The organism is Bradyrhizobium iriomotense (assembly GCF_018130765.1).
Taxonomy (GTDB): domain Bacteria; phylum Pseudomonadota; class Alphaproteobacteria; order Rhizobiales; family Xanthobacteraceae; genus Bradyrhizobium; species Bradyrhizobium iriomotense_A.
Window position 1 is genome coordinate 279,140 of the sequence record NZ_JAFCJZ010000006.1, and the last position, 19,797, is coordinate 298,936.

Annotated in this window: 17 protein-coding genes; 10 read left to right on the forward strand and 7 right to left on the reverse strand. The window is 62.9% G+C overall.

Annotated elements, in window-relative coordinates; translation table 11 throughout:
• Positions 1 to 323: 323 nt before the first annotated feature.
• Positions 324 to 1,655 carry an Hsp70 family protein gene (locus tag JQ635_RS14045; protein WP_211410454.1) on the forward strand — a complete coding sequence of 444 codons (1,332 nt, stop codon included), beginning with the start codon at positions 324 to 326 and terminating at the stop codon, positions 1,653 to 1,655.
• Positions 1,656 to 1,684: 29 nt separating this feature from the next.
• Here JQ635_RS14045 and JQ635_RS14050 read toward each other — a convergent pair whose 3' ends face one another.
• Entirely contained in the window at positions 1,685 to 2,128 is a 444-nt protein-coding gene (locus JQ635_RS14050; RefSeq protein WP_211410455.1) for an SRPBCC family protein, read from the reverse strand.
• A gap of 183 nt (positions 2,129 to 2,311) precedes the next feature.
• Positions 2,312 to 3,367 (reverse strand): transporter, encoded by a 1,056-nt coding sequence (locus JQ635_RS14055; RefSeq protein WP_246583522.1) that lies wholly within the window; start codon positions 3,365 to 3,367, stop codon positions 2,312 to 2,314.
• Positions 3,368 to 3,685: 318 nt separating this feature from the next.
• On the opposite strand from JQ635_RS14055, the gene JQ635_RS14060 reads away from it, so the two are divergent.
• The 8 genes from JQ635_RS14060 (at position 3,686) to JQ635_RS14095 (ending at position 12,274) form a co-directional block, all read left to right on the forward strand.
• Positions 3,686 to 6,370 (forward strand): arylsulfatase, encoded by a 2,685-nt coding sequence (locus tag JQ635_RS14060; protein WP_211410456.1) that lies wholly within the window; start codon positions 3,686 to 3,688, stop codon positions 6,368 to 6,370.
• Between the two features lie 75 nt (positions 6,371 to 6,445).
• The gene (locus tag JQ635_RS14065; RefSeq protein ID WP_211410457.1) at positions 6,446 to 6,724 is read left to right on the forward strand and encodes a hypothetical protein; all 279 of its coding nucleotides are present in this window, start codon (positions 6,446 to 6,448) and stop codon (positions 6,722 to 6,724) included.
• A gap of 34 nt (positions 6,725 to 6,758) precedes the next feature.
• A complete protein-coding gene (locus tag JQ635_RS14070) occupies positions 6,759 to 7,211 on the forward strand; it encodes a DUF2721 domain-containing protein (protein WP_211410458.1) in 453 nt (150 codons plus the stop codon).
• A gap of 34 nt (positions 7,212 to 7,245) precedes the next feature.
• Complete coding sequence (locus JQ635_RS14075; RefSeq protein ID WP_211410459.1) at positions 7,246 to 9,651, forward strand: tetratricopeptide repeat protein; 2,406 nt, start codon at positions 7,246 to 7,248, stop codon at positions 9,649 to 9,651.
• 373 nt (positions 9,652 to 10,024) lie between these two features.
• Positions 10,025 to 10,996, forward strand: a complete 972-nt coding sequence (locus JQ635_RS14080) for a hypothetical protein (RefSeq protein ID WP_211410460.1) — start codon at positions 10,025 to 10,027, stop codon at positions 10,994 to 10,996.
• Between the two features lie 421 nt (positions 10,997 to 11,417).
• Positions 11,418 to 11,627, forward strand: a complete 210-nt coding sequence (locus JQ635_RS14085; RefSeq protein ID WP_211410461.1) for a cold-shock protein — start codon at positions 11,418 to 11,420, stop codon at positions 11,625 to 11,627.
• Between the two features lie 113 nt (positions 11,628 to 11,740).
• On the forward strand, positions 11,741 to 11,995 hold the full coding sequence (locus JQ635_RS14090; RefSeq protein ID WP_211410462.1) for a transcriptional regulator: 255 nt from the start codon (positions 11,741 to 11,743) through the stop codon (positions 11,993 to 11,995).
• Between the two features lie 63 nt (positions 11,996 to 12,058).
• A complete protein-coding gene (locus JQ635_RS14095) occupies positions 12,059 to 12,274 on the forward strand; it encodes a hypothetical protein (protein ID WP_211410463.1) in 216 nt (71 codons plus the stop codon).
• A 142-nt stretch (positions 12,275 to 12,416) separates the two neighbouring features.
• Here the strand turns inward: JQ635_RS14095 and JQ635_RS14100 are convergent, their stop codons facing one another.
• From JQ635_RS14100 to JQ635_RS14120, 5 genes are all read right to left on the reverse strand, one after another.
• Positions 12,417 to 12,659, reverse strand: coding sequence for a DUF6894 family protein (locus tag JQ635_RS14100; RefSeq protein ID WP_246583538.1), 243 nt, complete (start codon positions 12,657 to 12,659; stop codon positions 12,417 to 12,419).
• Positions 12,660 to 12,663: 4 nt separating this feature from the next.
• A complete protein-coding gene (locus JQ635_RS14105; protein WP_211410501.1) occupies positions 12,664 to 12,858 on the reverse strand; it encodes a hypothetical protein in 195 nt (64 codons plus the stop codon).
• Positions 12,859 to 13,360: 502 nt separating this feature from the next.
• A complete protein-coding gene (gene frc / locus JQ635_RS14110; protein WP_211410464.1) occupies positions 13,361 to 14,638 on the reverse strand; it encodes a formyl-CoA transferase in 1,278 nt (425 codons plus the stop codon).
• A gap of 147 nt (positions 14,639 to 14,785) precedes the next feature.
• The gene (oxc, locus tag JQ635_RS14115; RefSeq protein WP_211410465.1) at positions 14,786 to 16,516 is read right to left on the reverse strand and encodes an oxalyl-CoA decarboxylase; all 1,731 of its coding nucleotides are present in this window, start codon (positions 16,514 to 16,516) and stop codon (positions 14,786 to 14,788) included.
• A 61-nt stretch (positions 16,517 to 16,577) separates the two neighbouring features.
• Complete coding sequence (locus JQ635_RS14120; protein WP_164936202.1) at positions 16,578 to 17,273, reverse strand: GntR family transcriptional regulator; 696 nt, start codon at positions 17,271 to 17,273, stop codon at positions 16,578 to 16,580.
• A 347-nt stretch (positions 17,274 to 17,620) separates the two neighbouring features.
• On the opposite strand from JQ635_RS14120, the gene JQ635_RS14125 reads away from it, so the two are divergent.
• On the forward strand, positions 17,621 to 19,750 hold the full coding sequence (locus tag JQ635_RS14125) for an acetate--CoA ligase family protein (protein ID WP_211410466.1): 2,130 nt from the start codon (positions 17,621 to 17,623) through the stop codon (positions 19,748 to 19,750).
• Positions 19,751 to 19,797: the final 47 nt, after the last annotated feature.

Sequence of the window (19,797 nt, forward strand, 5' to 3'; positions counted from 1 at the left end):
TGTCTCATTTCGAAAGGCAATTTATGTATACCAGATGCCAATGTCCATGCATGCCAGTGCATAGCAGCATGCGCTCTGCCGCATTGCAGCATAATGCTCCGTTAAAGGGGCCGTTCCGGGCTTAAAATTGCAGGTATGGACATCGAAACAGGGATTCCGGCCTCCAAGAGCAGGATAGCAGGAGGATAACCCTGTCCGCTCGACACAAGGCGGGGCCCGGTGGGGGGCGAATTTCGACCGCACTGCAGCATTCAGGCCTTGGCAGGGCCGGTCAAAGCCGTTAGTGGTCTGCCCCCTTTTCCAATCAACTGTCAGAGTGGTTCATGTCGAGCGCCTCGCCCGCCGTCTCGATCGGCATCGATTTTGGGACCAGCAATACGGTCATAGCGCTTGCGGCGGACGACCTCCGGGTCGAGGCCATCCGTTTTGACCACGGCGGCCAGCGCCACAGCACGTATGTGTCGGCGCTGTGCTTCTGGGAGGACCGGCCGGGCGCCGGCGCCCAGGCCGAAGGCGGGCCGTGGGCGATCGAGCAGTTCCTCGAAGGGCGCCACGTCTACCGCTTCCTGCAATCGTTCAAGACTTTTGCGGCAAGCAGCAGCTTCAACACCACCCAGGTCTTCCGGCAGCGTTTCAAGTTCGAGGACATTCTGGCTGCGTTCCTGCGCACGCTGGCGCGCCATGGTGGCGAGAAGTTCGGCTTCGAGACCTCCAGCATCACGGTCGGCCGCCCGGTGCGCTTTGCCGGCGGCAATCCCGACGAGGCGCTGGCGATGCAGCGCTATCGGGCCGCGTTCGAGCGCTTGGGTGCTAGCCACGCGCGCTATGTCTACGAGCCCGTGGGGGCGGCGTTCTCCTTCGCCCGCAGGCTCGAGCGCGATGCCACCGTGCTGGTTGCGGATTTCGGCGGCGGCACCAGCGACTTCTCGGTGATGCGGTTTTCCCGCGCGGGCGGCACGCTTCGCGCCGAGCCGCTTGGACATGCCGGCATCGGCATTGCCGGCGACACGTTCGACTATCGCATCGTCGACCACGTCGTCTCGCCGCGGCTCGGCAAGGGCTCCAGCTTCCGCTCGTTCGACAAGGTGCTGCCGGTCCCGAGCGGCCACTACACCAACCTCGCGCGCTGGCATCAGCTCGCGATGATGAAGAGCAACGGCGATCTGCGCGAGCTCCGCGAACTGGCGCGCACCGCGCTGAAGCCGGAACTGCTCGAGGATTTCATCACCATCGTCGACCTCGACCTCGGCTTCTCGCTCTACCGCGCGGTGTCCGACGCCAAGGTCGCGCTGTCGGGGCAGGACCAGACGGACTTCCGTTTCAAGGGCGGCGGCGTCGACATCGGCGCGATCATCACCCGCAAGAATTTCGAAGCCTGGATCGCCGACGATATCGCCCGGCTGGGTGCGACAGTCGACAAGGTGCTCGGCGAGGCCGGCATCGCCGCGCGTGAGGTGGAGAAGGTGTTTTTGACCGGCGGCACCTCCTTCGTGCCCGCTGTCCGAAAACTGTTCGCCGACCGGTTCGGCAACGAACGCCTGATGTCGGGCGACCAGTTCGAGTCGATCGCCTATGGCCTGGCCTTGATCGGACACAGTCCCAACCCGGACCGCTGGACCGCAAGCGGCGGGCTCGCGCCGAAGGCGGGCGCTTAGCCGCCCGCCTCCTTGCTCATTCTGATGCGTTACTGATTGATCTCAGGCTCGACGAGTCGGGCGAGATTCCGCAGCGACTCCTGCCAGCCGAGGTAACAAGCCTCCGGCGGGATGACGTCGGGGATGCCGGCCTGCGTAATGTCCACTTCGGTGCCGACCGAGACCTTCTTCAGCATCACGGTGACCTGGATTTCGCCCGGCAGATTGGGATCGTCGAACCTGTCGGTGTAGCGCAGGCGTTCGCCGGGGACGAGCTCGAGATATTCGCCGCCGAAGGCGTGGCTGTTGCCCGTCGTAAAATTCCGGAACGACATCTTGAACGTGCCGCCGACCTTCGGCTCGAAATGATGCACCGTGCAGGTGAAGCCGTTCGGCGGCAGCCATTTCGCCATCGCATCCGCCTCGAGGAAGGCGCGATAGACTTTCTCCGGGCTGGTTGCGAGAACGCGGTGCAGGCGAACGGTGCTGGGCATGGTTGTTATCCTCAATGATTGATGGGCCCGATCTTGGCGTCTACTGCCCATTCATGTCACGAGGACGACCCGGATACTGCCGATCCGACACGGCATCTCGATCTTTTTGCTTATTGTCGGGAGCGTCAGGCTGTTCCGTGCGCCTCGTCGGTTCAGGCGTCGCCCTTGCCATCGTTCATGACGTCACTTCGTGATGACGTGCTTCGTCGGTGTCACTGCAGGCGGCGGCGCCGCCGGCGAAATCACGAACGTCACCCACGCATTCCAGCCCTCGGGCCGGTTTTCGCCGGCAAATTCCTTGTAGCCCTTGAAGTTGAGGTAGCCCTGTTTGTCGCCGATCGGGAAGATGAATCCGATCTGCGGGCCGATCCCGGCCACCCGCGAGCGGAAGCAGCCGACGCGATCGCCGGATCCGCTGTCGCAGCCGAGCTGCTGGTAGACATAGCCGACGAGACCCACCTGCACCTGCTTGCTCAGGAACTGGGACGCGCCCCAGTCGAAGTGCATGTCCACGCCACTTTGATACTGCGTATCGGTGTTCTTGAAATTGTAGGTGAAGCCGAGCACGCCGGACAGCTCATGTCCGGTCTGCGGATTGAAATAGGTATAGCCGCCGCCCGCGTCGATCGCGCCATGCCCAAGCCCGATATTGGCGAGCCGGGTCGACTGGTAAGCCCCGACCGGAATATCGCCCGTGATGTATGTCATGTAGTTGTTAACACCGGAATTCCAGCGCAGCGAGAATTGCGGGATCAAGTCGCCAAAGGCGGTCACGGAATCGCTGATCGAATCGAAGCGCGGCGGAAAGGGAATCGAGCCCAGCGGCGTCGAGAGTGTTCCCGTCACCAATCCGTTCAGCGAAGTTGTGTTTGCACCGTAGATTCCCATCAGGGTGGCCGAGGCCTGACCGCCCAGCACCGGCGTTGCGAAGACGTAGGTTGCGTTCAAGAGGCCGAGATCCACGTTCGCATTGACGTTCGCGTTCAACGTGGCCGTCAGGTTCGCAGGGATACGTCCGATCTGAATTTCGCGCGCCCGCGCCACGTCACCGCCGGCGGACACCGAGGTGTGATAGTAGATCGCAGCGGCTGTCCAGCCCGGTTGCTGGGGTGTGGCAGCAAGGCTGCCGTATAGGCCCGGAATCCAGAAGCTGATGCCGCTTTCGTCGGCCAAGGTCTGGGTCGGTATTGATGCCACGGCCGCAAATGCAAGAGCGGCAAACGCTTTCGTCAATCGCATGGTGACCCCTCCCGAACCACGAGCTTCGCTCAGTGGGAGCGCCTGATACGTTGCGGATCATATGACCTAGCCGGCCGTGCTTGCCATAGTTGCCGGTGTTCCGGGAATATTTTGCAATCAGGTGTAGCAAGAGAACAACAATACGGCGACGCGATACCGGCGCGATGGAGATAATGTCCCGGGAATTTACGGAAAAGCGCCGCTCCCCCGCCTGCAACTTCTACGTGTCTGATCCGCCATCTTGATCTCTTGATCCATATCAAGCCTTTTTCTGGTCGCCGGAAAATGATGGCGCCTCATTTGAAGGGAGGAATTGCCATGAGCTCTGCCCGGTCCTTTCATCTTGTCGCATTTTCACTGACCCTTGCGTTTTCAGCTCCAGCATCCGCACAGCAAGCCCAACAAGCGGCACCGCCGGGCTCGCCCGCCGCGACCATCACCATTCCCGGCAATCAGCTGCCGCCGCCGCCGCAGAAATTCGGCGGCAAGATCGAACGCGACGCGCGCAATTCGACACCTTTCTGGCCCTCGCGCGTGGTCCCGCCCAAGGGCGCACCGAACGTGCTGCTGATTATCACCGACGACGCCGGCTACGGCGTCCCCAGCACATTCGGAGGCGTCATCCCGACGCCGGCGCTCGACCGCATCGCGCAAAGCGGATTGCGCTACACCAATTTCCATTCGACGGCGCTGTGCTCGCCGACGCGCGCGGCGCTCATCACCGGGCGCAATCATCATTCGGTGGGCTATGGCGTGATCGCCGAGCAGGCGACCGGATATCCCGGCTACGACAGCATCATCACCAAGGACAAGGCCACGATCGGCCGCATCCTGACCGATAACGGCTATCACACCGCCTGGTTCGGCAAGAACCACAACACGCCGGAGTATCAATCGAGCCAGGCTGGCCCGTTCGACCAGTGGCCGACCGGCATGGGCTTTGAATATTTCTACGGCTTCATGGGCGGCGACACCAACCAATGGGAGCCCGGAAATCTCGTGCGCAACACCACGCCGATCTATCCCTATGAAGGAAAGCCCGGCTGGAATCTGGTGACGGCCATGGCTGACGAGGCCATTGACTATGTCAATCGCATGAACGCGCTGTCGCCGGATACGCCGTTCTTCGTGAAATTCGCGCCCGGCGCAACCCATGCCCCGCATCACCCGACGCCGGAGTGGGCCAAGAAGATCGGCGACATGCACCTGTTCGACCAGGGTTGGAACAAGCTGCGCGAGACGATCTTCGAGAACCAGAAGAAGCTCGGTGTCATTCCGCAGAATGCCAAGCTGACCCCATGGCCGAAAGACCTGATCAAGGAATGGGATCAGCTTTCGGCCGATGAGAAGAAGCTGTTCATCCGCCAGGCGGACGTATTCGCCGCCTATGCCGCATACGCGGACAACGAAATCGGCCGCGTGATCCAGTCCATCCAGGATATGGGCAAGCTCGACAACACGCTCATCATCTATATCGAGGGCGACAACGGGACGAGCGCGGAGGGGCAACCCAACGGCACGCCGAACGAAGTGGCGATGTTCAACCAGATCAACCCGTCGGTCGAGGAACAGCTCAAATATTTCTACGACGTCTGGGGCACCGACCGCACCTACAACCACATGTCGATCGGCTGGGCCTGGGCGTTCGACACGCCGTTCTCCTGGACCAAGCAGATCGTCTCGCACTTCGGCGGCACGCGCCAGGGCATGGCGATCTCCTGGCCGGACGTGATCAAGGACAAGGGGGGCATCCGCAGTCAGTTCCATCACGTCATCGACGTAGTGCCGACGATTCTCGAGGCTGCGAAGATCAAGCAGCCGGAATTCGTCGACGGTATCAAGCAGAGCCCGATCGAGGGCGTCAGCATGATGTACACGTTCGATGCCAAGAACGCGAATGCGCCTTCGACGCACACGACGCAGTATTTCGAGATGTTTGCGGACCGCGCGATCTATAGTGACGGCTGGATCGCCAGCACCAAGGTGCTGCGGCCGCCGTGGGTGACGGTCGCCAAGCTGCCGGCTCCCGGCGACTATCCTTGGGAACTGTACGATTTGCGCAACGACTGGACGCAGTACGAGGATGTTGCGGCCAAGAATCCGGCCAAGCTGAAGGAGCTCCAGGACCTGTTCTGGAAGGAAGCGGAGAAATACCAGGTGCTGCCGCTGGATTCGTCGGTGGTGACCCGGCTCATCACGCCACGTCCAAGCCTGAGTGCTGGTCGGACAAACTTCGTCTGGACGCGGCCGATGACAGGCACGCCAAATGGTGACGCGCCGAGCCTGCTTAACTCCTCCTACAACTTCAAGGTCGACGTCGACATTCCCGATGGCGGCGCCGAAGGCATGCTGGTGACGCAAGGCGGCCGTTTCGGCGGCTATGGCCTCTATGTCCTGAAGAACAAGCCGGTGTTCACCTGGAACCTCGTCGACCTCAAGCGCGTGCGTTGGGAGGGGCCGGAACTCACACCGGGCAAGCACCTCATCGAGTTTGACTTCAAGTACGATGGTCTTGGAGCGGGCACCATGGTGTTCGGCAACTATACCGGCATCGGCCAAGGCGGCACCGGGACACTCAAGGTCGACGGCAAGGTGGTAGCCACCGAGAAGATGGAGCACACGCTGCCGTTCATCCTGCAATGGGACGAGGCATTCGATATCGGATCCGACACCGGTACACCGGTGGACGACAACGACTATCAGGCTCCGTTCGCCTTCACCGGCAAGATCAACAAGCTCACGCTGGACATCGACCGACCCAAGCTGAGCCCGGACGACGTCAAGCGCCTGCAGGAGGCGGCCCGAGCGGCCGGCGACGGTCCGTCGGCGGACGACGGAAAGACGGCTTCGAGCGAACCGCAAGTCGGCACGGTCGGCCTGAGCCTCGTCGACAAGATCCAGTTACGGATCGACAAACGCGAAGCCTGCCGCAAGCAGGCCGAGGCGAAGGGCCTTGGTATGGTGGACCGCGTCAAGTTCGTCCAGGAGTGTGCCCGCCAATAGCTCGGCGCGAGACCGGCGGGGGGCCAATCGGCTTCCCGCCGGCCAAATGAACGCGATGCGGGATCGGAGAAGCTCATGAAGAACGGTCGTTGGATCTTCATTGCAATGCTCGCACTGGTCGACGTCTTGGCCGTCGGCCGCATTTCAGCGCAGGGCGTGGCGGAGACGCTTCAGGGCATGCTTGCCGCACAAATCCGCTCGCAGGGGTTTACTTGCGACAAGCCGCTGGGCGCAACCAAGGATGCCGCGCGCTCGAGGGCCGATCATGGGGTCTGGGTGCTTAGATGCAGCAATGCAAGCTATCGGGTGAGCCGCTGGCCAGACATGCCCGCCAAGGTCGAGCCGCTGCGGTGACGAGGCGTGCGGCCCGGCATCGAACGGCGGTGACATGCAGAGCATAACCGAACTGATCCCGATCACGCCCTCGATTGACCAGCTCGGCCGCATCATCGCCAATGTTGCGGCGCCCGCATTCCTGCTCGGCGCGGTCGCTGCGTTCATCTCGGTCGTGATCTCGCGGATCAACCGGGTGATCGACCGCGCGCAGTTCATTCACGGCATTTCCGCAAGCGACTCTGCGAAGGCGTTCCTGAAAGCCGATTTGCCGCGGCTCCGGGAAAGAGCGAGGCTTCTGAACCGATCACTGTTCTGTTCCATCGTGGCGGCGATCCTGACGGCGCTCATCATCTTCGTCGCATTCGTCAGCGCGCTCCTGCAAGTCGCACACGAATACGGCGTGGCGATCCTGTTCATGGCGGCCATGCTGATGTTCAGCGTCGCCCTCGTCGATCTGGCGCGCGAAACCAGAATTGCGCTTCACGACAATGACCTTCACGTGTAAGCCGATGGCGGAGCGGCTGGAGCGGTAAGCAGACGTGGCACGAGGCTCGCGAAAGAACCGCAAGGACGGCAAGCTCCGCAAGGCGATAACGCCCGAACCGGTGCAGTCCGCGGCGCATTCCGTGCCCGCCCTCAAGAGCACCATTGTGCGTCGCATCGTGGGCGTGAGCGCACTCGTTGCCGTGACCACCATGGGACTGCTCTGGTTGGAAACGTCGAAAGCTCCGTTCGAACCGCCCGCGCACACCGGATTGGCCTTCGTCGGCAGCGAGTCCTGCGCCGGATGCCACGAAGCGGAGACAAAACTCTGGCGGACCTCGCAGCACCGCCATGCTATGGATCATGCGACCGACCAGACTGTGCGCGGTGATTTCAACGATAGAGCATTTGACTACGCCGGCACGCGTTCGCGCTTCTTCCGAAAGGACAAAAAGTTCCTGGTCGAGACCGACGGGACCGACGGCAAGCTCGCCGTCTTCGAGGTGAAATACACCTTTGGCATCGACCCTCTGCAGCAATACCTGATCGAATTCCCGGACGGCCGCGTCCAGGCCCTGTCCATCGCCTGGGACACGCGGCCGAAAGAGCAGGGCGGTCAGCGCTGGTTTCATCTTTACCCGGACAGCGCCATCACCAGCAGCAATCCCCTGCACTGGACGAAATTGAACCAGAACTGGAATTTCATGTGTGCGGAGTGCCATTCGACTGATGTGCACAAAGGCTACAATTCCGACCGGGACATGTTCGCGACCACCTTTTCCGAGATCAGCGTCGGCTGCGAGGCGTGCCATGGTGCAGGCTCGCGCCACGTCACCTGGGCGCGCGGCAAGCCGGTGGCGCGTGCCGCCGACAACGGCCTGCTGGTCCGCTTCGACGAGCGCACCGGCATCACCTGGTCCGCCTCTGCCGGCACGTTGACGCCGGCACGCAGCGCGCCAGCGCCGGCCCTGCGCAAGGAAGTGGAGACCTGCGGGCGCTGCCACGCGCGCCGCGGGCAGCTTTCGGAAGACTGGATACCGGGCCGACCGCTCTCAGACACGCACCGCGTATCGTTGCTCGACCGCCAGCGCTTTCATGCCGACGGCCAGATGCGCGACGACGAGGAGATCTACAATTACGCACCGTTCAAGCAGAGCAAGATGTTCGCCAAGGGTGTCACCTGCAGCGACTGCCACGACCCGCACAGTGCAGCGTTGAGGGCGCCCGGCGATGGCGTGTGCGCCCAGTGCCATGCGCCGGCAAAGTATGAATCCGTGGCGCACCGGCATCACGCCGATGTCTCGCCGCCGCCGGGGTGCCCATCCTGCCACATGCCGGAACGCCGTTACATGGTCGTCGACCGCCGCCACGACCACGGCTTCCGCGTCCCGCGCCCCGATCTCTCGGTGCAGACGGGCGCACCGAATGCGTGCAACGACTGCCATCGCGACAAGCCAGCGGCCTGGGCAGCGCATCAGATCGAGGGCTGGTACGGGCCGGAGCGGCGCGGCCATCAGATCTATGCGCGGGCGTTTCATGCTGCCTGGGGCGAGGCTGCAGACGCGCAAGCGCAGCTCGCCGCAATCGCTGAATCGGCTGACGTTCCCGGTATCGTCCGCGCCAGCGCGCTGGCGGAACTTCCGGCACCGGTTCTCGATCTGATCCGGCATGGGCTTTCCGATTCCGATCCGCTCGTGAGGCTCGGCGCGCTCGATCGGCTCGAAGGAGTGCCGGCCGATCAGCTCTGGCCGCTCGCTTCGCCGCAGCTGGGCGATCCCGTGCGTGGTGTGCGCATTCGCGCCGCCGAACTTCTGGCCGCCATGCCCCCAGCGCGCCAGCCAGCGGCCGATCGCGACAGGTTCATGCGGGCGGCCGCCGAATTCATTGCTGCGCAGAAGCTGAATGCTGATCGGCCGGATTCGCGAACGGCGCTCGGCGACTTCCTCCGGCGCCAGGCCAATCCCGGCGCGGCGGAGGCCGAATACCGCGCCGCCCTCAGGCTCGATCCCTCGTTTGCGGCGGCCGCCGTCAACCTGTCCGACCTGTACCGGCAGCTCGGACGCGACAGTGACGGGGAGAAAATCCTGCGTGAGGCACTCTCCACGTCGGCGCAGGACGCATCACTCCACTACGCGCTTGGTCTGACACTCGTGCGCCAGAAGCGCAGCGAGGAGGCCCTCGACGAACTGCGTCGGGCGACCTCTCTTGACCCCGACCAGATGCGGTACGCCTACGTCTATGCTGTAGGACTGAACGGAATGGGTCGGCGCGACGATGCACTTTCTGTGCTGAACCAGGGCCTGCGCGGACATCCGAACAATCTGGAGCTGCTTTCAGCCGCTTTGAGCTTCAGCAGGGAGAAGGGAGACGTCGCGGCGGCGCTTGGTTACGCCGAGCGACTGACGCGCCTCCGGCCTGACGATCCGCGGCTGGCGAACCTCATCAGAGAGCTCAAGCGATAGCTGAGGCAGGAAGCGAGCCGCCCGTGCTGGCGGGCTTCCGCCAGAGGGCACGAAACGCTCCGGCGCCGTGTTTCCGATGATGACATAATGTCCCTGTTTTGCCCGACGGGTCGAAGTAATTTTCGCGAAATCAGAAATATCTTTTGATGCCAAGGGGGTGGCTACCGTGCATCGGGTTGTTTTTTCAGTTTTTAGTTTGAGCCCGCGACTGCACGCGCTCGCAGCGTCCGTGCAATTAGCGTGCGTGTGAGCCGATATACTTCGAAACACTTGAGCCGGATTTTAGCCTCTAGTCTCGGCCATGAGTCAGTCGCCGGTCGCGCCTTGCGACGTGGCTGCGCTACGAATCCATCGCACCAGGGGACATTGCGACATGAAGCAGACGACGCTGCGTTACCGGGCCTTGCGCCGAGTCCGCAGCCTGCCAGCGGAGACCGCCTCGAGATTGCTCGGAATGCCGGCCGTCAGTCGAGAGTTGAACAAGGCCTACGAAAAGGCGCGCGGATCTCACAAGCCGCACCTGCCGAGGCTCTCGCCGCTCGACATGGACATTGTCGCCGGGCTGGAGAAGAACGGCGTCTACATCACCTCGCTCGACAAGCTGGATCTGCCCGGCACCGACGCGCTCTGGGCATCGGCAACGGGCATCGCGAATGTTTATTCCCGCCGTGCCGGAACGGGCGAATTTGCCGGCGAATATACCGTGCAGGTCGGCGCCGAGGATCTGATGCGTCATCCGCATATCGTCCGCTGGCCCCTCAACGATCGCATCCTCAACATCGTTGAGACCTATCTCGGCCTGCCTGCAGCATATGACACGCTGAATCTCTTCTATACCCTGGCCGATGGCCGGCAGGTCGCAGCCCGAAGATGGCATCGCGATGTCGAGGATCGGCGGATGGTCAAGGTGATCGTTTACCTGCACGATGTCGATGAGGATACCGGGCCGCTTGAAATCCTGCACCGTCCCTTTCCCGGCAGCGACACGCTCGACGGCGCCAACTTTCCCGTCCTGACGCAGGAAATGCTGGAGGAGAGGCTCGGCTCGACGCTGGACGCCGGTGACGTGACGACCTGCACCGGCGTGGCCGGCACCGTGATCTTCGCGGATGTCGCAAGCCACTACCATCGCGGACGTCCGGCGATCGCGCGCGACCGTTGCGCGCTTTTCTACAAGTTCTTCTCGCGCACGCCCCTTCGACCGTTCTTCTGCGAACGGCATGTGTTCTCGCGGGAGCAGCTTTCCGAACTTGCGGCCGGCCAGACGGCCCGGGCGCGCGATTGCATGTTGTGGCACTCACGCGTGCCTCTGCTCGCGCGGATCGTGCCACGGGCGCGGTATTAGCGGGTGACGGAAAGCTCCTGTCCAAGCCTTCAACAAGTGCTGCGGTCAGCGACGCTTTCTTGTTGGTCTTGAATATGCGCAGAGCCTGCGATGATGCCGGTCCAACATGATCGGGGCGTTGGTTGAGGTGATACGAATTAACCGCGGATGTCGGATCGATGTTCGCGCAGGCGCGCTCGCCGCCGCATGAGATGTTTCGGCTTCGGATCCTCAAACCTGCAAAGGTTCCACTGAAGCTGCGCGATTAAATCTGCCCCAAGCCTTGCTAATGTCGATGGCGAGGTATAGCGTCGCTTTATTCGTTCAGCCGCTGTGCTTGTTGAATGCGCCTGCGGGCTCCTTTTCCAGAGACATCGACGAATTGAATCGATCTGCGTGAGCTTCACGCGGAATGCGCGTCTTTGCGCTTTGGAGAAGAAGAATGGCGACAGGTACTGTGAAGTGGTTTAACGGCCAGAAGGGCTTTGGATTCATTCAGCCGGACGACGGCGGCAATGATGTGTTCGTTCACGTCAGCGCGGTCGAGCGGGCTGGTCTTGCGGGTCTCGCCGAGGGCCAGAAGGTCAACTTCGAGGCCAAGACCGACAAGATGCGAGGCAAGGTCAGCGCGGAGAACCTCTCGCTGGCTTGAACTCTGTAGTGCCGTTTCACGGATGTACTGAAACGGCCGCGCGACCCGCTCGATCCCAGGGATTGAGCGGGTTTTGTCCGTTGTCGAGCAGGGTGAGAGATGAACGCCAAAAGATGAGCGCGAAGAAATCGGCCGAACCGTCACCTGAAGCCATCGCGCGCTCCGAGCGTCAGCGCCTGGCGGCTGAAGAAGGCGCGCGTGCGATTGCTGATGTCGAGAGGCAGGCGATCGACGTTCGCAAGAACATGGCGCGGCTTCGCGAACTGCGTGAGGCCAAGGAAGCAGCTGAGCAAGCGGCTGAGGCAAGTCTTCGCGCATCGTTGTCGGCGCCTGCACCGAAGAAGCGGGCAAGGAAGTCGCCGGGATAGTTGAGTCCAATCGCGTCGACAAACAATCCGAGGGGGCCGGTCACATGCCAGAGAGCGCGGGTCGTGCCTAGGACCAGGCCGGATGGCGGCGGCACAATCACCTTCTTTCTCGCGCTTGGCGCAGGCCGGCAGATGTGCCGTCTTGCCACGACATTCCAGACGCAGAAGCAGGCCTTCAGCTATCTTCAGAAGTATCGGACGGAGTTCGAGCGTATCGCGCGGGCACGATTGGCGTCAGGCGAGCTCGAAGACGGGGTCGTCGTCCTCTCGATGCTCTGAAGCATGATCCGGATCCGGAGGGCCGCGTTAGCGCAAAGTGCGAAGCGGTTTTCCGAAAGGATCATGCGTAACCAACAACCTGAAGCGCGATGGCGATTCATCCAAATCTCGTCGCGCTTTAAGCCGAGGCGGAGGGGGGATTTCAACCGCTCGGCCGGGCGGTCCCGAAGAGAAACGCTGCCCGAAAGATCAGGCCATTGGCGTCACGCACCTCGATGGCCAGATCGCGGCCGCTCGCGGACGGCGCAAGGTCCTTGGCAGTATCGGCAAGAGACAGCGCAGCTTCGATCTCGGCAGCTCTCTGGTTCGTCAGACTCAGTCCCTCTTCGTCCGCAGCGAGTGCCGTGCCGTCCCTGATGTCGAAGTAATAATGCGGCACCGGCACTGCCTTATCTGGGATGATTTCCTTTGGGATGATCGCCCTGCTTGGCCTCTCGCGCCAGTCGTTCGGCTTTCAGGCGCTCGCGATTTTCATGAAGCGATTGTTGCGCCTTCGCATAGTCGGTCATGGGTTTCTTCGTCTCGACCGGCTTGAACGCTCTGTTGGCCTCCCGCAGAGCCCGGGACGCGGGATGATCTCTCATCGTCTTGACCTCGATTTGGGTGGATAGGCGCGATCTCGAAACGCGCCGGACCCGGCGTGTTCGGCTCGCGGGCTGGCAGCGGTCGACTTGTCGTTGGATGGCCGCCTGCGCTCCCACGGGCGCGCCGGTCCAGGGAATAACGGGGCGGAACCCCGTCTGTTCCCTGGAGGCGACCTTAATTCTGCATCGATCGCTGCTTGGAGGATCGCAGCCATCTGGCGTGGCGCCAACGAAAAGGCTGCCGCAACGGAAGCCACGGGGGCGGCGCGGTGTGGGACAGAACATTCGATTTCTTCCGACGATGGCATCATACCCCTGTTTTGCCCGGACGGGTCAAAGTGTTTTCGCTAAATCAGAAATGTCCTTTGATGCCAAGGGGGCGGCTACTGTGCATGGGGTTGTTTTTCCAGATTTTAGTTTGAGCCCTGCGACGGCACGCTTTCGCAAGCAAAAAGGGCCGCCCCTTCGGGCGGCCCTTTCGTGTTGGTTCAGATCAGCCCGCTTACTCGGCGGCCTGCTTCTGCGGCGGGTCGAGCGCGCCGGACTTGTGGATATCGGCGACCTGATGGTCGCTGAAGCCGAGCACCGAGCGCAGGATCTCGTCGGTGTGCTCGCCGAGCAGCGGCGAACGCTGCACGTCGCTCGGGGAGTCCGACAGCTTGATCGGGTTGCCGACCGAGATGTACTTGCCGCGGGTGGGGTGATCGACCTCGACCACGGTGCCGGTGGCGCGCAGCGACTGGTCCTCGGCGATCTCCTTCATCGACAGGATCGGGCCGCAGGGGATGTCGTCCTTGTTGAGGATTTCCATCGCCTCGAACTTGGTCTTGGTCATCGTCCACTGCTCGATGCGGGCGAAGATCTCGTTGAGCCGGGGCAGGCGGGCCGGGGGCTTGGCGTAGTTCGGATCGGTCTTCCAGGTCGGCTCGCCGATCACGTCGCAGATCTTCTCCCAGACCGGAGCCTGGGTGATGAAGTAGATGTAGGCGTTGGGATCGGTCTCCCAGCCCTTGCACTTCAGGATGCGGCCGGGCTGGCCGCCGCCGGAATCGTTGCCGGCGCGCGGCACGGCATCGCCGAACGGAACGCCTTCGCCGAACTGGCTGTATTCCTTCAGCGGTCCGTGGGCGAGGCGCTGCTGGTCGCGCAGCTTGACGCGGGCGAGATTGAGCACGCCGTCCTGCATCGCGGCGGTGACCTTCTGGCCCTTGCCGGTGGTGGTGCGCTGGTGAAGCGCGGCCAGGATGCCGATCGCGAGATGCAACCCGGTGCCGGTGTCGCCGATCTGCGCGCCGGTGACGAGCGGCAGGCCATCGCGGAAGCCGGTGGTCGAGGCGGCGCCGCCGGTGCACTGCGCGACGTTCTCATAGACCTTGCAGTCTTCATACGGGCCGGGACCAAAGCCCTTGATCGAGGCGACGATCATCCTCGGGTTGAGGCTGTGGATCTTCTCCCAGGGGAAGCCCATGCGGTCGAGCACGCCGGGGCCGAAGTTTTCGACCAGCACGTCGCACTTCTTGATCAGCTCGGTGAGGACTTCCTTGCCCTTGGGGTTCTTGGTGTCGAGCGTGATCGAGCGCTTGTTGTGGTTGAGCATGGTGAAATACAGGCTGTCCACGTTCGGGATGTCCTGCAGCTGGCCGCGGGTGATGTCACCCACGCCCGGGCGTTCCACCTTGATCACGTCGGCGCCGAACCAGGCGAGCAGCTGCGTGCAGGTCGGTCCGGACTGGACGTGGGTGAAGTCGAGAATGCGAACGCCCGTGAGCGCTTTGGTCATCGTGTTGCTCCGTACTCTGTGTCTGCCCCTGCGAACCACAGGGAGTAAAGGGGTTGAAGGGGAGGCTAAAGCGCGCTTGGCGCTTTAGCTCTTTTGTTTGGGCATGATCTTGTCGGAAAACCGCTTCGCACTTTTCCGGATCATGCCTTACTTCTTCTTCTGCAGAACGCTCTGCGGATTGAGGTTGCCGATGCGGCCGCTCTCCGAGCCTGCGGCCGGATCGATCACCGCGTTGATGAGCGTCGGCTTGCCGGACTTCATCGCCTCGTTGACGGCGCGCTTGAGCTCGTCCGGCGAGGTCGCATTCACGCCGACGCCGCCGAAGGCTTCCATCATCTTGTCGTAGCGCGCGCCCTTGACGAACACGGTGGTTGCCGGATCGGCGTTCGCGCCGTTGACGTCGGTGCCGCGATAGATGCCGTCATTGTTGAAGATGACGACGCAGATCGGCAGGTTGTAGCGGCAGATGGTCTCGACCTCCATGCCGGAGAAGCCGAACGCCGAGTCGCCTTCCACCGCGAGCACGGGATGGCCGGTCTCGAGCGCGGCCGCGATCGCCTGGCCCATGCCGATGCCCATCACGCCCCAGGTGCCGACGTCGAGACGCTTGCGGGGCTTGTACATGTCGATGACGCCGCGGGCGAGGTCGAGCGTGTTGGCGCCTTCGTTGACGAGGATCGCCTCGGGGTACTCCTTGATGACGTTCTTCAAGACGCCGAGCGCGCCGTGATAGTCCATCGGCGATTTGTTGTTCATGAGCTTCGGCGCCATCTTGGCGACGTTCTCTTCGCGCTTGGTCGAGACGGCCTTGGTCCAGTCGGCGGGCGCGGTCCAACCCGCACCGATCGCCTGGTTGAACGCCGAGACGACCGAGCCGATGTCGCCGACGACGGGCGCGACGATCTCGACGTTGGAGTCCATCTCACGCGGTTCGATGTCGACCTGGATGAACTTCTTCGGCGTTTCGCCCCAGCTCTTGCCCTTGCCGTGCGAGAGCAGCCAGTTCAGCCGCGCGCCGATCAGCATGACGACGTCGGAATCCTTCAGCACCGTCGAGCGGGCGGCGCCGGCGCACTGCGGATGGGTATCGGGGAGGAGGCCCTTGGCCATGCTCATCGGGAGGAACGGCACGCCGCTCTTCTCGATGAAGGTCTTGATCTCCTCATCGGCCTGCGCATAGGCCGCGCCCTTGCCGAGGATGATGAGCGGGCGTTTTGCGCTCTTCAGAACATCGAGCGCGCGCTTGACCGAAGCGGGCGAGGGGAGCTGCGCGGGCGCAGCGTCGATCACCTTGACCAGCGACTTCTGGCCGGCCTCGGCGTTCATCACCTGGCCGAACAGCTTTGCCGGCAGGTCGAGATAGACGCCGCCCGGACGGCCCGAGACCGCGGCGCGGATCGCGCGGGCAAAGCCGATGCCGATGTCCTGGGCGTGCAGCACGCGATAGGCCGCCTTGCACAGCGGTTTCGCAATCGCGAGCTGGTCCATTTCCTCGTAGTCGCCCTGCTGGAGATCGACGATCTCGCGCTCGGAGGAGCCCGAGACCAGGATCATCGGGTAGCAGTTGGTGGTGGCGTGCGCGAGCGCGGTGAGGCCGTTGAGGAAGCCGGGCGCCGACACCGTGAGGCAGACGCCGGGCTTCTTGGTGAGATAACCGGCGATGCCTGCGGCGTAGCCGGCGTTCTGCTCGTGACGGAAGGAGATCACGCGAATGCCGGCGGCCTGCGCCATGCGGCCCAAATCCGTGATCGGGATGCCCGGCACATTATAGATGGTGTTGATGCCGTTCAGCTTGAGCGCGTCGATGACGAGATGGAAGCCATCCGTCAGTTCCTGCTCGGTGCCCGGTGCTTCGGACTTGGTCGCGGTATTCAGCATGGGCCTTGTCTCCCTGGTCTCAAGTAACGGGGCGAATTTTTCGCCCTTCTGGTGAAGGTTGCTAGGTAAACAGTTCCTGGCCGTGCGCTTCGACGTAAGCGGCAAGGCCGAGGGTGTGGTCGCGGGCGCGCTTCTCGGCGAGCTCGGTGTCGCGCGCTTCCAGTGCTTCGATCATGCCGAGATGCTCGGGCAGGGAGGTCGCGGTGCGATCCTTGCGTCCGATGGTCAGTTGCCGATAGCCGCGCACGTGCAGCAAGAGGTCGTTGGTGAGATCGACCAGCACCGGCGACTCCGACAGCGAGATCAGCGCCTGATGGAAGGCGATGTTGGCCTTGGAGTATTCTTCCACATGATCCTCGGGCAGGCGGTCCTTGCCGAAGTCCTTGAAGAAGTCGCGCAGCGCCGTGATGTCCTTCTTGCGCGCGGTGGTGGTGATGAGGCGCGCGGCCATGCTCTCCAGCGCCGCCCAGGCGCGGATCATGTCGACGATCTCGCTCTTGGTCCTGCGCACCACCATGATGCCGCGGCGCGGAACGGTTTTCACGAAACCGTCCTGCTCGAGCATCGCGATGGCTTCGCGGATCGGCGTGCGGCTGACACCCAGTCGTTCGGACAGCGCGCGCTCGTCGAGCATCACCGGCTCGGGCGTCGAGTAGATGTCCATCTTGAGGATGGCTTCCTTCAAGGCGTCATACGCCTTGTTCTTGAAGCTGCTCTCCGGGGCAATACGAACGATTGCGATGTCTGCCTCGGCCATGTTCGGCAACGCCTTGGTTGGTTTCCGTAGTGACACGACGAATCTCCTCCAGTGGGAGTCGTCTTTTACAGGAATATTAACGGGAAAGTTTTTGGCATACCACATGCCAGAATGTCAAGCTGCCTATTTTTTGCGGCGTTCCAAGGTGCGCCGCGACTTGACAAGTTGGCTTCTGGCATACCAAATGCCATCGCCAGCCATTTTTGATCCAAGCCGGCGGAGTAGTCTCGGGCTTTATGCCACTCCGTTCCGCGGCATGGAACAGAGCGCGGCGAATGGCAAGCATCACAGGCGGCCGCAACACGCGCGCTTTGCAAAGAACGAACCGAGGTCAAGGGAGAAGCCACATGTCCAATTCCAAAGATGCCGTCCGCAAGGTGCTTGACCAGGTCAAGGCGGACAACCGCACCAGCCTGACGGCGCCGGAAGGCAAGCTGGTCTGCGACGCCTACGGCATTCCGGTGCCGAAGGAGGGCGTGGCCAAGTCGGCGGGCGAGGCCGGCAAGATGGCTTCCTCCATGGGCTTCCCCGTCGTGATGAAGATCGTCTCGCCGGACATTCTCCACAAGACCGAAGCTGGCGGCGTCATCGTCGGCCTCAAGACGGCCGAGGAGGCCGAGAAGGCCTACGAGACCATCCTTTCCAACGCCAGGAAGTACAAGGCCGATGCCAAGATCGAGGGCGTCCAGGTGCAGCAGATGCTGGCCGGTGGCACCGAGGTCATCGTCGGCTCGATCACCGATGGCTCGTTCGGCAAGCTGGTCGCCTTCGGCCTCGGCGGCGTGCTGGTCGAAGTGCTGAAGGACATCACCTTCCGCCTCGCGCCCGCGACCAAGGAAGACGCGCTGTCGATGCTCGACGGCATCCAGGCCCACGAGATCCTGAAGGGCGTGCGCGGCGGCGAGCCGGTGAACCGTACGGCGCTCGCCGACGTCATCGTCAAGGTCTCGCAGCTCGTCACCGATTTCCCTGAAATCGTCGAGCTCGACCTCAACCCTGTGTTCGCGACCCCGAAGGGCGCGACCGCAGCGGACGTCCGCATCGTCGTCGACTTCGCCTATGTGCCGAAGCCCAAGCCGCGCCCGACCGAAGAGATCGTCGCGGCCATGAACCGCATCATGCAGCCGAAGGCGGTTGCCGTGATCGGCGCCTCAGCGGAGGACGGCAAGATCGGCAATTCCGTGATGAAGAACCTCATCAACGGCGGCTACAAGGGCGAGATCATTCCGATCCATCCCAAGGCCGCCGAGATCCTCGGCTACAAGGCCTATAAGAGCGTCAAGGACGTGCCGGGCGTGATCGACGTCGCGGTGTTCGCGATCCCGGCAAAATTCGTCGCCGGCGCGCTCACCGAATGCGGCGAGAAGAAAATCCCGGGCGCGGTGCTGATTCCGTCGGGCTTTGCGGAAGCCGGCGCGCCGGAGCTGCAGGCCGAGATCGTCGAGGTCGGCAAGAAGTACGACATCCGCCTGATGGGGCCGAACATCTACGGCTTCTACTATACGCCGGCCAATCTCTGCGCGACCTTCTGCACCGCCTATGACGTCAAGGGCCACGCGGCGCTGTCGTCGCAGTCGGGCGGCATCGGCATGGCCATCATCGGCTTCTCGCGCTCGGCGAAAATGGGTGTGTCGGCCATCGTCGGCCTCGGCAACAAGTCCGACATCGACGAGGACGATCTGCTCGCCTTCTTCGAGCAGGACCCGAACACCAACCTGATCGCGCAGCACTGCGAAGACCTCAAGGACGGCCGCGCCTTCGCGGAAGCCGCCAAGCGCGTCTCCAAGAAGAAGCCGGTGGTCGTGCTCAAGGCCGGCCGCACCTCGGCCGGTGCGAAGGCTGCGTCCTCGCACACCGGCGCGCTTGCCGGCAACGACCGCATCTACGAGGACGTGTTCAAGCAGTCGGGCGTGATCCGCGCCCGCAGCCTGCGCCAGCTGCTCGAATTCGCCCGCGGCGTGCCGGTGCTGCCGACGCCGAAGGGCGAGAATGTGCTGATCATCACCGGCGCCGGCGGCTCGGGCGTGCTGCTGTCGGACTCCTGCGTCGACAACGGCCTGTCGCTGATGTCGATGCCGCCGGATCTGGACGCTGCCTTCCGCAAGTTCATCCCGCCGTTCGGTGCGGCTGGAAATCCTGTGGATATCACCGGCGGCGAGCCGCCGATCACCTACGTCAACACCGTGAAGCTCGGCCTGTCGGATGAGCGCATCCACGCGCTGATCCTCGGCTACTGGCACACCATCGTCACCCCGCCGATGGTGTTCGCCCGCAACATGGTCGAGGTGAAGAAGGAGATGGAGGCCAAGGGTTTTGTGAAGCCCATGGTCGCCTCGCTCGCCGGCGACGTCGAGGTCGAGGAAGCCGCCGAATATCTCTACCAGCACGGCATCCCGGCCTACGCCTACTCCACCGAGCTGCCGGTCGAGGTGCTCGGTGCCAAGTACAAGTGGGCGCGCGGCGCAGGGTTGCTCTGAGACGCGACTTCACCTCTCCCCGCGTGCGGGGAGAGGTCGAATTCGAT